General features: G+C 73.1%; 12 protein-coding genes. 2 read left to right on the forward strand and 10 right to left on the reverse strand.

The features are described 5' to 3' along the window. Nucleotides 1–27 precede the first annotated feature (27 nt). The 8 genes from rpmF to QRN23_RS05715 all read right to left on the reverse strand — a co-directional run bounded on the left by rpmF (nt 28) and on the right by QRN23_RS05715 (nt 10,144). Nucleotides 28–231, reverse strand: a complete 204-nt coding sequence (gene rpmF, locus QRN23_RS05680; RefSeq protein WP_043593937.1) for a 50S ribosomal protein L32 — start codon at nt 229–231, stop codon at nt 28–30. Between the two features lie 71 nt (nt 232–302). Continuing rightward, entirely contained in the window at nt 303–890 is a 588-nt protein-coding gene (locus QRN23_RS05685; protein WP_307785131.1) for a YceD family protein, read from the reverse strand. A gap of 11 nt (nt 891–901) precedes the next feature. Beyond that, nucleotides 902–3,217, reverse strand: coding sequence for a transglutaminase TgpA family protein (locus QRN23_RS05690; protein ID WP_285062844.1), 2,316 nt, complete (start codon nt 3,215–3,217; stop codon nt 902–904). Next, on the reverse strand, nt 3,210–4,538 hold the full coding sequence (locus tag QRN23_RS05695) for a DUF58 domain-containing protein (protein ID WP_123570360.1): 1,329 nt from the start codon (nt 4,536–4,538) through the stop codon (nt 3,210–3,212). Before QRN23_RS05695 ends, QRN23_RS05690 begins: the two co-directional genes overlap by 8 nt. A 2-nt stretch (nt 4,539–4,540) precedes the next feature. After that, nucleotides 4,541–5,572, reverse strand: coding sequence for an AAA family ATPase (locus QRN23_RS05700; RefSeq protein WP_370274447.1), 1,032 nt, complete (start codon nt 5,570–5,572; stop codon nt 4,541–4,543). 29 nt (nt 5,573–5,601) lie between these two features. After that, nucleotides 5,602–6,084: a pantetheine-phosphate adenylyltransferase gene (gene coaD / locus QRN23_RS05705; protein WP_056046215.1), complete on the reverse strand. Its 483-nt coding sequence runs from the start codon at nt 6,082–6,084 to the stop codon at nt 5,602–5,604. An 81-nt stretch (nt 6,085–6,165) separates the two neighbouring features. Continuing rightward, nucleotides 6,166–8,376, reverse strand: a complete 2,211-nt coding sequence (locus QRN23_RS05710) for an ATP-dependent DNA helicase RecG (RefSeq protein ID WP_200413443.1) — start codon at nt 8,374–8,376, stop codon at nt 6,166–6,168. A gap of 61 nt (nt 8,377–8,437) precedes the next feature. After that, the gene (locus QRN23_RS05715; protein ID WP_285062849.1) at nt 8,438–10,144 is read right to left on the reverse strand and encodes an acyl-CoA dehydrogenase family protein; all 1,707 of its coding nucleotides are present in this window, start codon (nt 10,142–10,144) and stop codon (nt 8,438–8,440) included. A 150-nt stretch (nt 10,145–10,294) separates the two neighbouring features. Between QRN23_RS05715 and rsmD the strand changes: the two genes are divergently transcribed. After that, nucleotides 10,295–10,870, forward strand: coding sequence for a 16S rRNA (guanine(966)-N(2))-methyltransferase RsmD (gene rsmD, locus QRN23_RS05720; protein WP_123570363.1), 576 nt, complete (start codon nt 10,295–10,297; stop codon nt 10,868–10,870). 27 nt (nt 10,871–10,897) lie between these two features. Here the strand turns inward: rsmD and thiL are convergent, their stop codons facing one another. Further along, nucleotides 10,898–11,917: a thiamine-phosphate kinase gene (thiL, locus tag QRN23_RS05725; protein WP_159826257.1), complete on the reverse strand. Its 1,020-nt coding sequence runs from the start codon at nt 11,915–11,917 to the stop codon at nt 10,898–10,900. Nucleotides 11,918–11,941: 24 nt separating this feature from the next. Here thiL and QRN23_RS05730 point away from each other — a divergent pair, with 24 nt between their 5' ends. Beyond that, entirely contained in the window at nt 11,942–12,505 is a 564-nt protein-coding gene (locus QRN23_RS05730) for a DUF3515 family protein (protein WP_159826255.1), read from the forward strand. A 28-nt stretch (nt 12,506–12,533) separates the two neighbouring features. On the opposite strand, the gene QRN23_RS05735 is transcribed toward QRN23_RS05730, so the two are convergent. Continuing rightward, entirely contained in the window at nt 12,534–13,625 is a 1,092-nt protein-coding gene (locus tag QRN23_RS05735; RefSeq protein WP_056047669.1) for a D-alanine--D-alanine ligase family protein, read from the reverse strand. Between the last annotated feature and the right edge of the window lie 20 nt (nt 13,626–13,645).

A 13,645-nucleotide genomic window follows, 5' to 3' on the forward strand; every position in this document is an offset into this window, starting at 1 on the left:
CGAGGGTGGACGGGTTCACGTCGGTGATCAGACGTCGGCGACCTTGCGGCCCTTGTACTCCATGTACAGGGCAGTGCCGGCGCTGTCTTCGACGACCTTGGCACGGTGCGGGAGGCTGTAGGTGACCTTGCCGTTCTCGATCGTCTTGACGAGCTGGACCGGCGTGGCCTTCCACTGCGAACGACGAGCGTGCGTGTTGGAGCGTGACTGCTTGCGCTTCGGGACGGCCATGGGTTTCTCTTCTCTCTGTCGGCACCCTCGCGGGTGCCTGGGTCTGACGATGGTGGGTGACGCGGTGGTGTTCAGTGCTGCTCGTCGGCCGGGCGCTGGTCGTCGTGACCGGTGCCCTGTGACGTGCCGTCGGCGGGTGCCGATTCAGCCTGGAACCCTGCCAGTGCCGACCAGCGGGGGTCGGCGATCTCGCGGGGCTGGTAGTCGGGGATGTCGTCCACACGCTCGCCCGTTTCGGGGTCGAGGCCCGGACAATCCGGCCGACAGACCGGCTGGAAGGGCAGTGACAGAACCACTGCGTCTCTGACCACGGGTTCAAGATCCACGTGATCGTCTTGAACCTGATAGTCAAAAGCTTCGTCGACATCGTACGCGAAAAGCTCGGCGAAATCGACTTCGACGGGCTCGGAGATGTCACGGAGGCATCGGCTGCACTCGCCGACCGCCGTGCCCGACACGTGTGCGGACACCAGGATGCCGTCGTGCAGCCCCTCGAGCTTGACGTCGATCGCGATCTCGGCACCCTTCGGCACCGAGATCTGGCCCTCGCCGAGTTTCTCGGGCACGACGACGTCGAGCTCGTGCTCGCGCATCTCGCCCGGACGGTGCACGAGGTCGAACACCGGGACGGTGTAGGGGGTCTGGGTGAAATGAGGCACGAACGAAGAGTTTACGCCGTCGAGCCGGACGCCGCCTCCGTGCCCCCGACGAGCGACCGCGGCGCGATCGTGGCGGTGAGACGCTGCCCCACGGACGAGGAGGCCCGGAGCCCGGCGATGACCCGACGTGCGTCCGCCTGCACCTGTCGGGCGGCCGGTTCGGCTCCGAAGCGCTCGGCCTGCAGGGCGTCCAGCAGCGCGACGGACGCGGCCCGCGCCTCCTGGGCCGTGGCCGTCCGGCCGGCGGACGGTGCGTGTGACGTCGTCGCCGCGGCACCGTCGCCGAGAGCCGCGAGTCGCTGCGCCAGCAGGTCGACGACAGCCGGAGGGGTCATCGTGGCCGTCACCGGGACGCCGAGGTCGCGAGCGGTGTCGACCACCTCGTGCCAGGCGTGCAGGGCCAGGTCGGGTGGCGACGCCGACAGGCGGCGGCGACGGCGACCGGCCCGCAGCCCCGAGGGGACGACGAGGGCCGCCAGCGCGAGCGCCGCGAGCACCGACAGGGCGATCGTCGGCACGGCACCGACGCCGGTTCCCTGGCCGGAGGCGGTGGACGTCGGCGTGGCACTCGCGCCCGGGGCCGCGCTCGTCGGGGCGGCCGACGCCGAGGGCGCCGTGCTCGCGTCGGGCGAGGTGCTGGCGTCGTCGCTCGGGACGTCGCTCGGTTCGACGCCGGTCTGCTGCAGGTACTGCTGCGGGGCGCCGAGGCCGACGGTCGGCTCGAAGGGGACCCAGCCGAGCCCGGCGAAGTACAGCTCGGGCCAGGTGTGCAGGTCGTCGCTGCTGACCCGGAACGCGGCGTCGTCGCCGACGCCCTGCAGGTCGCCCGGCAGGAAGCCCACGGCCACCCGCGACGGGATGCCCAACGTCCGCGCCATGACGGCCATCGCCGAGGCGAAGTGCACGCAGTACCCGCTGCGGACCTGCAGGAACGTCTCGATCGCGTCGAGGCCGCTGCCGTCGTAGCCGCGCTCGACCGGGGTGTCCTCCGAGTAGGTGAAGTCGCCGTCGCGGAAGAAGTCCTGCAGCTCGACGGCCGCGTCGAAGGGGTTCGCCGAACCGGCCGTCACCTGCGCCGCGAGGTCGGTGACGGATTGCGGCACCTCGTCCACCGAGAGATAGGGCGCCATGTCGGGCCCCGTGTCGTCGAGCGAGGCGACGACCTGCTCGGGGCTGGGATCGACGGGCCGGCTCGTCACCTCGTACTCGAGGCCCTGCGTGCCCTCGGAATCGCTGCGGACGGTGACGCCGCTCTCGTCGACGAACCGCCACCCGTCGTCCAGGCCCTCGATGGTCGCGGGCGGCACCGGCACGGGCAGGTACGGGCTGCGGAGCGCCCCGATCGTGACGTCGGTCGTGACGTCGCGTCGAGCGGTGCCGGGGTCGATGCCGGGAGCGTCGGGCAGCGCGTCGAGCGTGTTGAGCGGGTCGAGCGGCACGTCGGCGGGGCTCCAGGTGCGGCCCGAGAAGTCGACGAGGTCGACGAGCTTGAGGTAGTTGCCCTGCGGGTCGTCGGTCCGGTACGACAGGACGGTGACCGGGGCACCCCGCCGGAGGTCGTCGCCGAGGTCGATGATCGGGTTGACGCCGGTCGCGAGTCCGGTCCCGGTGCCCGAACCGGTCAGCGGCGCCACGCCCGCGAGCGGGACGACGGCCGTCAGCAACCCCGCCACGGCGACCGACGCGGCGGCTCCGACGAGGCCGGCGCGCGAGGGTCGTCGGCCGGTGGACACCATCAGCAGCACCAGGAAGGCCAGCACGGTGGCCACCACCCAGGGCCAGCTCGTGACGACGCCCGGGACGAAGGTCGGCACCGCCAGCACGAGGGCGGGGAAGACCCCGGTCACGACCGGCAGCTGCCCCACCGACGACAGCAGGTCGGTGACGACGGCGACGACGAGCACCGAGAGGGCGACCGTGACCAGCAGGCCGTCGTTGACCTCGACGGGGGCCGAGCCCTCGACGATCGCCGCGTTCGCCTGCGCGGACAGCTCGGGGAGGCGCGCGAAGGTGGACCCCGTCGGCACGACCCCCAGCAGGGCCGTGCCGCCCGAGGCGAACGCCGTCGTGACGAGGGCGCCCAGCACCGCCCCACCGACGACGCCCAGCCAGGAGGCGCCCCCCAGCGCCCGCACGACGAGGGAACCGCCCAGCACGACGGCGGCCACCACGGCCCCGGCCACCCACCAGCCGATCCCGACGAAGACGGGGTGCAGGCTCGCGAGCGACAGGACGAGCACGAGCCAGAGCAGGGCCGTGGTCTGCCCGCGGACGGCGCCCGCGGGCTCGGCACCGAAGAACCCCGTGCGGGTCGGCGACTCAGTCATCGAGGACTCCCGACGTCGTGATCAGGCGGCCGACGTCGACGCTCGAGTCGGTCTCGACGACCCGCCAGCCCGAGTCACGCAGCGCACCGGCGACCTCGTCGGGGGTCAGCACGCGGTCGTCGGCCCGAGCACGACCGTCGGCGGGGCGGGTGGGTCGCGAGGTCAGGCCGGCGCCGAGGGGCAGCGCGGCTGTGACGACGACCGCGACCGCCGACGATCCGGGGGCCCTCGAGGCGACGAGCAGGTCGAGGTCGGGTCGGCCCAGCCCGGAGACGACCGCCACGACGGGCTCCCGGGGTGACGGGGCCGGAGCGGGCGCCCCGGGCGCGTCGTCGAGCCGCAGGTCGGCGAGGTCGTCGAGGAACATCGTGGTCGAGTCGGGATCGTGCCGGGCGACGAGCGTGCCGCCGGGTGTCGTCAGCAGGGTCGCCGAGCCCGCGTGGCCCACCTCGACCGCGACCGTCGCGGCGAACGACACCGCCCATTCGAAGGCGTCGCTGACGAGAGGAATCGCGGCCGTCGCCGCCCTGACCCCGACCCTGCTCGTCGGGGGCAGGGTCGGACGGGCGTCCGGCCATCCCTCGGCCGCGACGGCGATGACGACCCGCGCACTCGGCAGGCCGTGCTGCTCTTCTTGCCGGACCATGAGCTCGCCGTGCCGCGCCGTGGCCTTCCAGTGCACCCGTCGCATCGGATCGCCCCGGCGGTACTCGCGGGTGACCGGATCGTCCTCGCCGCCGGCCAGGCTGTGCTCGCGCTGGCGCCTCGACCCGTCGCCCAGCGCACGGGACTCGCGGCCGAGTCCCACCTCGACGACCTCGGGCACCACGACGAACTCCGCCACGCCGGCGGCCACGACCCGTCGACGGGCCACGCCGTACGACTCGACGAGGTCGACGTGCAGCGGGCCGATGCGGTGTCGGCCGCGCGGCAGGTCGTGGTGGCGGAAGACCGCCGAGGAGGCGCGGCCCGGCACCAGCAGGACGGCTGCGGCCTCGGCATCGGACAGTCGTCCGAACGGCAGCTGTTCGCGGACCCGCACGGTGCCGGAGGTCCGCCCCCCACGAGGGAGGACCGCGACCGTCTCGACGGCGGACCACCCCGCGACGCCCCGGTCGGGAGTGAAGCGACGGGTGACCCGCACGTCGGCCGTGCGGAACAGCAAGGAGATCGTGACGGCCACGATGAGCACGACCAGGGTCGTGCCGGCGAAGACGAGGGCGGGGGCCTGGAGCAGCCAGCCCACGAGCACGACCAGCACCCCGGCGGCGAGCACGCCGACGCCACGGCCGGTCGGCCTGGGGACCCCACCCCGTCCCATGGTCAGCGCGCGTCGGCCGCGTCGCCGAGCGGGACGGCGGTCTGCTCGACGATCTCGGCCACGAGGTCGTAGGCCGCCGAGGCGGCACCGGCACCGGCTCGACCGGCGAGGATCACCCGGTGACCGAGGACGGGACCGGAGAGGGCGTCGACGTCGTCGGGGACCACGTAGCCGCGGCCGTTGAGCGCGGCCCAGGACTTCGCCGCGCGCATGAGCTGCAGGGTCGCGCGGGGACTGGCCCCGAGCCGCACGTCGGGGTGGACCCGGGTCGCCTGGACGATCCGCACGGCGTACTCCTCGACGGCCTGGGCGGTGTAGACGGTGCGGACTGCGGCGATCATGCGCGTGAGCTCGTCGAGCGACACCAGCGGGCGCAGGGTGTCGAGAGGGCTGACCCGCTCGCGTTGCTGCAGCATGCGCAGCTCGCTGCGGGCGTCCGGGTACCCCAGCGAGATGCGGGCCATGAACCGGTCGCGCTGGGCCTCGGGCAGGTTGTAGGTGCCCTCCATCTCGACGGGGTTCTGCGTCGCCACGACGAGGAAGGGCGACGGGAGGGGATGCGTGATGCCGTCGACCGTCACCTGGCGCTCTTCGAGGCTCTCGAGCAGCGCCGACTGCGTCTTCGGCGAGGCACGGTTGATCTCGTCGCCGATGACGACGTTGGCGAAGACCGGACCGGGCTTGAACTCGAAGCCGCCGCTCTGCCGGTCGTAGACCGAGACGCCCGTGATGTCGCTCGGCAGCAGGTCGGGGGTGAACTGGATGCGGGTCACGGTCGCGTCGACGGCCTTGGCAAGCGCTCGGGCGAGCTGGGTCTTGCCGACGCCGGGGACGTCCTCGATCAGCAGGTGGCCCTCGGCGAGCAACACGGTGAGCGCCGTCGAGATGGCGCCGTCCTTGCCGTCGATGACGGTGGCCACGGCCTCGAGGACGCCCCGTGCCCGCTGCTGGACCTCGTCGAGCGACATCGTGGGACCGGAGCCGGCCGCCCGGACGGCGGCGGGCTCGACGGTGTGGTCGTTGGTCGTGGTCATCGCGGCGTCCTCGTCGGGTGGGGTCGGGGTCAGGTCGTGCTGAGGTAGGCGGCGACGGCCGCCGGCACGTAGGGCGATACGTCGCCGCCGAGCGAGGCCACCTGTCGCACCAGCGAGCTCGACACGTGCGCGTGGGCGGGATCGGGCAGCAGGAAGACGGTCTCGACACCGGCCAGACTGCGGTTCATGATCGCCATCGGGGTCTCGTAGGCGACGTCGACCTGCGAGCGGATGCCCTTGACGAGCACGCTCGCCCCGACCTCGGTGCAGTAGTCGACGAGCAACCCGACGCTCCAGCTGTGCACCGTGACGGTGTCGGGCAGCCCCGCCGCCCGGAGCGACTCGGTGAGCAACGAGACCCGCTGCGCCAGGGGCAACAACGCGCTCTTCTCGGGGTTGTGCACCACGAGGACGTGGACCTCGTCGAAGATGTTGGCGGCCCGGGCGATCACGTCCACGTGACCGAGGGTCACCGGGTCGAACGAACCCGGGACGACGGCGATCCTGCTCATCCGGTCACTGTAGCCCGCCGACCCCGGACGGATGCCCAGGGCGAGGACCGGGTCGAGGACGCGTCACGCGTCACCACCGGCTCAGTTCTTGCCCATGGCCTCGCGGCCCCGGTCGTCGAGGCGCCGCGCGATGGCGGCGGCGAGGGCGGGGTGGTCGACCAGGCGGGGATCGGCGTCGAGGACCTCGGCCGCGTGCTCGCGGGCGAGTCCGATGAGGTCGCCGTCGCGGGCGACCCTCAGCAGCCGGAGCGACGAGCGGCCGCCCGACTGGAGGTTGCCGAGCACGTCGCCCTCTCGGCGCAGGTCGAGGTCGACCTGCGCGAGCTCGAAGCCGTCGAGTGTGGCCGCGACCGCGTCGACCCGCTCGCGGGCCACGGTGTCGGCCGCCGCGTGGGTGACGAGCAGGCAGAGGCCCGGGTGGCCGCCACGGCCGACGCGGCCGCGCAGCTGATGGAGCTGCGAGACGCCGAAGCGGTCGGCGTCGAGCACGACCATGGTCGAGGCGTTCGGCACGTCGACCCCCACCTCGACGACCGTCGTCGCGACGAGGACGTCGATGTCACCGGCCGCGAAGCGGCGCATGACGTCGTCCTTCTCGTCGGACGACATGCGGCCGTGCAGGGGCTCGACCCGCAGGCCCTGCAACACGGGGATGGTGGGCACCCGGGCCATGACCCCCTCGACGCTGGCGCGTTCCGGCGCCGGTGCGTCGGAGGGCTCGGCACCGTCGGGGTCGTCACCGGGCGCGACCTCGGCGTCGGGCGGGTCACCCGGCTCGGCCGTCACCGCGTCGATCGCCGGGCACACGACGAAGACCTGTCGCCCCTTCGCGACCTCTTCGGCCGAACGTTGCCAGATGCGGCCGCCCCAGGTCGGGTGGTCGGCCAGGGGGACGACGAACGACTCGATCGGCTGACGGCCCTTCGGCAGCTCGGCGATGGTCGAGACGTCGAGGTCGCCGAAGACCGTCATGGCCACGGTGCGTGGGATCGGCGTCGCCGTGAGGACGAGAACGTGCGGCGGCGTGGCACCCTTCTTGCGGAGCGCCTCGCGCTGGTCGACGCCGAAGCGGTGCTGCTCGTCGACGACGACGAGGCCGAGGTCGAAGAACTCGACGGCCTCGCTGATCAGTGCGTGGGTGCCCACCACGACGTGCGCCTGCCCGCTGACGATGGAGAGCAGTGCCTTCTTGCGCTGGGCCACCGTCATCTGGCCGGTCAGCAGGGTCGGGCGCAGTCGGGCGGCGAGGTCGGGCCCGAGGGTGGCCGTGATCGACCGCAGGTGCTGAGCCGCGAGCACCTCGGTCGGAGCCAGCAGGGCCGACTGCCCACCGCTCTCGGCCACGGCGAGCATCGCCCGGAGGGCGACGAGGGTCTTGCCCGAGCCGACCTCGCCCTGCACGAGGCGGTTCATGGGCACCTCGGCCTCGAGGTCGCGGGTGATCTCGTCGCCGACCAGGCGCTGGTCACCCGTCCGCTCGAACGGCAGGGCCGCGTCGAAGACGGCGAGCAGGCCGTCGGGGGCGGCACGACGGGGGGTCGCGGCCGATCGACGCACGAGGGCCCGCTGTTGGAGCAGCGCGCTCTGCAGCACGAAGGCCTCGTCGAACCGCAGGGTGTCACGAGCCGTGAGGTGGTCACGATCGCTCTCGGGCCGGTGGATGCGCTCGTACGCCTCGGACACGGGCATGAGGTCGAGCTCGGACCGGACCGACGCCGGCACCGCGTCGTCGATCGGCGGCAGTCCGTCGAGCAGCACCTCGACCGACTTCTGCACCTGCCAGGACGCCACGGAGGCGCTGGCCGGGTAGATCGGGATGGGCTGCTTCGCCCACTTCTGGGCCTGCTGGTCGCCGACCCCGGCGACGGCCTCGTGCGAGGCGTCGAAGAGCTCGTAGTCGGGGTGCGCGAGCTGACGGAGCCCCCGGTAGTCGCCGACCTTGCCCGCGAAGATGCCGCGGGCGCCGGGCACGAGGTCCTTCGCCCGCCAGGCCTGGTTGAAGAAGGTGAGCGTGAGGATGCCCTGGCCGTCGCCGATGCGCACCTCGAGGATCGACCCGCGCCGGGCCCGCATCGTGCGTTCGCGGACGTCGAGCACCTGGGCCACGATGGTGACGGACTCGCCGAGCGGCAGCTGGTCGAGGGCCGTGAGCTCGCCCCGGCGGGCATAGCGCCGAGGGAAGTGCGTCAGCAGGTCGCCGACCGTGCGCAGGCCGAAGGCCTTCTGCAGGGCGGTGGCCGTCCGGCCGCCGAGGGCCCCGGCCAGCGACGCGTCGAGGGGTGAGTCGGGCACGCACACCACGCTAGCGCGCGCCCCCGACAGCGCCCGCCCCCGGCGGACGCGCCTCCCGGCGTCAGAGGGTGAAGGAGTACCCGCCGGAGGCGCGGGTCGCCTTCGCGAGGTCGGCCCCCTGCCCGTCGTCGTTGACCTCGAGGGCCCTCAGCTGCCGCCCCACCCCGCGCGCGGACTGCTTGCAGAAGCCGACGGCGAGGTGACGCTCCGCGTCGGAGTCGGCCCGCGCCTCCTGGAGGGCCGTCGAGGCGCGGGACAGGACGGCCGTCTGCGCGTAGATGCCGCTCGCCGCGTCGGCGAGGCGCTTCTGCACGAGCTGCTTCTCCTGCACCTTCTTGCCGTGCTTGCGGAGCGCGCCCTCGGTGCGCTCGCGCAGTCGCGAGACCTGGTCGCCGAGCTCGGCGGCCTGCTTGGCGAGCGCGGGATGGACCCCGACCGGCCGTTCGGGCCGGATGCGACGCTGGACGCGGCCCGCGACGTACGGCGCGAGCACCCCGAGCGCCCGCCCCGGGTCGCCGATGCGGAGCGACGCCACGTCGGGCAGTTCCTCGCTGAGCGTCTTGAGCCCGTTGAGGGCGACGAACGCGCGGAGGACGTCGTTGGCCCCCTCGAAGATCGGGAAGATCCGGAAGTCGCGCAGGGCCTTCGACAGCGGGTGACCTTCCATGTACGCCTCGCCGCCGTGCAGCTGGACGGCCCGGTTGAGGGCGTACCAGCCGGTGTCGCTCGCCGCGACCTTGGTCAGGGCGGACTCCAGGGCGAAGTCGGTGTCGCCGCGGTCGACGAGGCCCGTGGTCAGGTACGACATCGATTCGACGCCGTAGATCTGCTGGGTCATCCACGCGAGCTTGTCGCCGACCATCTCGAAGTCCGCGAGCGGTCGTCCGAACTGGTGCCGCGCCTCCGTGTGCTCGAGGCTCAGCTCGAGGAACCGCTTCATGCCGCCCGCGATGGCCGTGCCCATCGACATGCGACCGTTGTTGAGCGTGTTGACGGCGATGCGGAAGCCGTCACCGGGCTCGCCCAGCAGGTTCTCGGCGGGCACGCGGACGTCCTTGAAGTGCACGCGCTGCAGGTGGTTGGCCTTGAGGCCGTGCGTCTCGAACCGCGGGCCGGCGCTCAGCCCCTCCATGCCCTTCTCGACGATCAGCGCGACGTGCCCGAGGTCGCTCTGCGCGAAGACCGTCAGGACGTCCTTGTCGCCGTTGCCGATCCACCGCTTCTCTCCGTTCAGGAGCCAGCTGCCGTCGCTCTGCCGCTCGGCCCGGGTCTCGAGCGCGTAGGCGTCGCTGCCCACGTTCGGCTCGGTGAGCACGAACGCCGCGAGCTTGCGGCCGCTCGCCAGGTCGGGCAGCCAGCGGGCCTTCTGGTCGTCGGTGCCGAAGAGGTGCAGCGGCTTGGTGCCGATCGACTGGTGCACCCCCATCACCGTGGCCAGGGTGCCGTCGACCCGACCGAACTCCTCGTACACGCGGCAGTAGGCGCTCTGGCCGAGTCCGAGACCGCCGTACTCCTCGGAGACGAAGAGTCCCATCAGGCCCCGCTCGCCCAGCTCGCGCACCAGGTCGTCGCCGATCCACCCCTCGCGTTCCGCCTTCAGCGGGTCGTAGCCGTCGAGCACCTCGCGGGCGGACGCGGACACCGTCTCGACCCGGGACTTCTCGGCCGCCGTCATGTGCGGGTACGGGAAGGCGAGTTCGGAGGCGATGCGCCCCGCGAACAGCGACTTGGTGAACGAGGGCCTCACGGTGCGATCGACGCTGGTCATGGGACCCGATGCTGCCGACGCGGGCGGGTGGCGACAACTCGGTTGTGCAGGTCCGACGACCGGGCGCGGGAGTCGACGGTCGCGCGTTGTCGGGATGCTCGAACCCGACGGGCGACGGGTGGCGGGTGACGACCTGGCAAGGTTGACCCCATGTCCCGCATCATCTCCGGCTTCGCCGACAACCTCTCGCTCGTCGTCCCCAAGGTCGGGACGCGGCCCACGAGCGACCGGGTCCGCGAGGCGCTGTTCTCGTCGCTCGACGCGCGCGACGAGATCCGGGGCCGGCGCGTGCTCGACCTCTACGCCGGGACGGGCGGCCTCGGGCTCGAGGCCGCGTCGCGAGGAGCCGCCTCGGTCGTGCTGGTCGAGAAGGCCCCGGCCGCCGCGAAGGTGCTGCGTCGCAACGTCGAGTCGGTGCTCGCCCGGGCTCCCCGCCCGCCGCGCGGCACTCCCCCGCGCGTCGACGTCGTGACCCAGCCCGTGCGGTCCTACCTCGAGGGCGGTTCGGCGCTCGTCGACCTCGTCTTCTTCGACCCGCCCTACGAGTTGTCGGCCGCCGACCTCACCGCCGACCTCACGGCCCTGCTGCCCTCGCTCGACGCGCAGGCCCTCGTCGTCGTCGAACGCGCCTCGCGCGACGGCGAACCGGGCTGGCCCGAGGGCCTCACCCTCGACGTGAAGAAGCAGTACGGCGACACGACCGTCTGGTTCGCGCTGCGCGACTGACCCCCGCAGGAGGCGCGGGTCGGCTCGTCAGCCCTGCGCCCCCGACCACAGGCGGTACGGGTCCCACCCGCCGGCCTCGCCGGGTTCGGAACCGTCGACGGTGACGCGGGGCGCGCCTCCTGCCGGGTCACGGACCGTGCCGACGGCGCGGAACCCACCGGGCAACGCCACGTCGGGCGGGAACGTGGCGAACAGGGAGTGGTCCTCACCACCCGAGAGCGCGAGCCGTGGGTCGTCGCCGAGGGCAGGGCCCCACAGGTCGACCACGACACCGCTGGCGCGGGCCACCCGACCGGCGTCGAGGGCGAGGCCGTCCGACAGGTCGAGCATGGCGGTCGCCCCTGCGAGCGCCGCCGAGCGGCCGTCGGCCACGGGCGGGGTCGGGGCGAGGTGCCAGCCGACGTCCGGGTCGCGCTCGCGCAGGGCGGCGGCCGCGGCGGTGTCGGGCGACCCGTCGTGGTCGACGCCGAGACGGAACAGCAGGTCGAGCCCCCGCGCCGAGCGGCCGAGCGCGCCCGACACGGCGACGACGTCGCCGACGCGCGCCCCGTCCCGCCGCACGGGCGCGCGCCCCTCGAGGTCACCGAACGCCGTCACCGCGACCGTGAAGGTCGGCGACACCGAGAGGTCGCCGCCGACGACCCCCGCGCCCGGGGCCATCACGGAACAACCCGCGCGCAGACCGTCCGCGAAGGCCTCGAGTTCGGTGACGCCCGTGTCGCCGGGCACCGCGAGGGCGACCACCAGCGCCGTGGGCCGAGCGCCCATCGCCGCGACGTCGGACAGGTTCGACGCCGCGGCCTTCCAACCGAGGTCGTACGACGTCGACCACGCGCGCCGGAAGTCGGGGCCGTGCACCATGAGGTCGGTCGTCACGACGAACCGACCATCGGGCGCCGCGACGACGGCGGCGTCGTCACCGGGACCGAGCAGCGTGTCGTCGCCGCGGGGCAGGCGGGGCAGGATGCGGGCGAGGGTGGCGAGCTCGCCGACGCCCTCGACGGTGTCGGCGTCGTCCGGGCGGGGGTCCGTGGAGCGTCGTTCCATGTGCTGAACGGTAGCCTGGATGCGATGTCGAACCCGTCCTCGCGCCTCACCGCGCGCCTCCGTCCCCGCCTTCGCGTCCCGGCCCTCGTGCTCGTCGGGGCCGGTCTCGCGACGACGCTCGTCGGCTGCTCGCAAGCGGTCCCGATGCAGCCCGCCGCGGGGGCGAACGACCCGGCCTGCGCGCAGGTCACCGTCCACCTGCCCGAGGTCGTCGACGACGGTCAGGACCGCCGCGAGACCGACGCGCAGGCGACGGGCGCCTGGGGTTCGCCGACGAGCGTGCTGCTGCACTGCGGCGTCGAGACGCCCGCCGTGTCCGACCTGCCCTGCTACGACATCCAGGGCGTGGACTGGCTCGTCGACCAGGACCCCGACGACGCCGACACCTCGATCCTCACCACGTACGGCCGTGAGCCGGGCGTTCAGGTGATCGTCGACACCACCAAGGCGAACGGCGGCAACGTGCTGCGCGACCTGGCCGACTCGGTCGGTTACCTGCCGAACGACGGCAAGGAGTGCGTCGGTGCGGGCGACCTGCCGGGCTCGGCCGGATCGGCCGACGACCCGTCGGCGACACCCACGCCGTAGGCCCGGTGGCCGGGACGGACGGGCTCCGTCAGCGCTCGGTCTCGAGGCCGAGGGCGATGAGCTCGTCGATCAGCTCGGGGTAGCTGAGTCCGCTCGCGAGCCAGCAGGCGGGAAACATCGAGATGGGCGTGAAGCCGGGCATCGTGTTGACCTCGTTGACGACCCAGCCGTCGTCGGTCAAGAAGAAGTCGACGCGGGCGAGGCCGGTGCCGTCGATGGCCTCGAAGGCCAGAGCGGCGAGACGCTGCATCTCGGTCAGGTCGCCGGGTGCGAGGTCGGCGGGGCAGACCAGGTCGGCCCCGGGGGCGCCGAGGTACTTCGACTCGAAGTCGTAGAACGTGTCGCCGGCGAGGACGATCTCGCCCGCGACCGAGGTGCGGGGAGGCGCGCCGTCGCGTCCGCCGAGCACGGCGCACTCGATCTCGCGGCCGACGACCGCGGACTCGACGAGCACCTTGTGGTCCTCGGCGAAGGCCTTCCGCATGGCCGCCGGGAGGCCGGCGGGCGAGTCGACGCGCGACACCCCCACGCTCGATCCGGCTCGGGCGGGCTTGACGAACATCGGGTAACCGAGCGCCTCGACGTCGGCGGCCACGCGCTCGGGTGCGGCGTCCCAGTCCCGACGACGCACGGTGCGCCAGGGGGCGACGACCACGCCGGCGGCCTGCAGCACGGTCTTGGTGAAGTGCTTGTCCATGCCGAGCGACGAGGCGAGCACGCCCGCGCCGACGTAGGGCAGCCCGGTCAGCTCGAGCAGGCCCTGCACCGTGCCGTCCTCGCCGAACGGACCGTGCAGGATCGGGAACACCACGTCCACCTCGCCCAGCAGGCGCGTCGTGCCGTCGGGCTCGGTGACGGTCAGCTCGCGGGTGGTGGACGACTCGGGCCAGTGGACGCGGGTGCCGTTGTCGACGACGGTCGGCAGCGTCTCGGCGTCGAGCTCGAACCGTGCCGCGTCGTCGGGCTGGAGCGTGAACGCCCCCTCGACGGTGATGCCCACGGGCACCACGTCGTAGCGGGAGCGGTCGATCGCCGAGAGGACTCCCCCGGCCGTCGCGCAGCTGATCGAGTGCTCGCTCGAGCGGCCGCCGAAGAGGACGACCACGACGGTCTTCGCCACCCCGGGTGTCGAGGCACCGA

The sequence above is a fragment of the Frigoribacterium sp. ME-P-080 genome (assembly GCF_030209595.1).
GTDB lineage: Bacteria > Actinomycetota > Actinomycetes > Actinomycetales > Microbacteriaceae > Frigoribacterium.

What these genes read in the sequence shown, in the direction of transcription:
- rpmF (WP_043593937.1), bottom strand. Translation starts at nt 231, where the DNA reads ATGGCCGTCCCGAAGCGCAAGCAGTCACGCTCCAACACGCACGCTCGT.
- QRN23_RS05690 (WP_285062844.1), bottom strand. Translation starts at nt 3,217, where the DNA reads ATGACTGAGTCGCCGACCCGCACGGGGTTCTTCGGTGCCGAGCCCGCG.
- QRN23_RS05695 (WP_123570360.1), bottom strand. Translation starts at nt 4,538, where the DNA reads ATGGGACGGGGTGGGGTCCCCAGGCCGACCGGCCGTGGCGTCGGCGTG.
- QRN23_RS05700 (WP_370274447.1), bottom strand. Translation starts at nt 5,572, where the DNA reads ATGACCACGACCAACGACCACACCGTCGAGCCCGCCGCCGTCCGGGCG.
- coaD (WP_056046215.1), bottom strand. Translation starts at nt 6,084, where the DNA reads ATGAGCAGGATCGCCGTCGTCCCGGGTTCGTTCGACCCGGTGACCCTC.
- QRN23_RS05715 (WP_285062849.1), bottom strand. Translation starts at nt 10,144, where the DNA reads ATGACCAGCGTCGATCGCACCGTGAGGCCCTCGTTCACCAAGTCGCTG.
- rsmD (WP_123570363.1), top strand. Translation starts at nt 10,295, where the DNA reads ATGTCCCGCATCATCTCCGGCTTCGCCGACAACCTCTCGCTCGTCGTC.
- thiL (WP_159826257.1), bottom strand. Translation starts at nt 11,917, where the DNA reads ATGGAACGACGCTCCACGGACCCCCGCCCGGACGACGCCGACACCGTC.
- QRN23_RS05730 (WP_159826255.1), top strand. Translation starts at nt 11,942, where the DNA reads ATGTCGAACCCGTCCTCGCGCCTCACCGCGCGCCTCCGTCCCCGCCTT.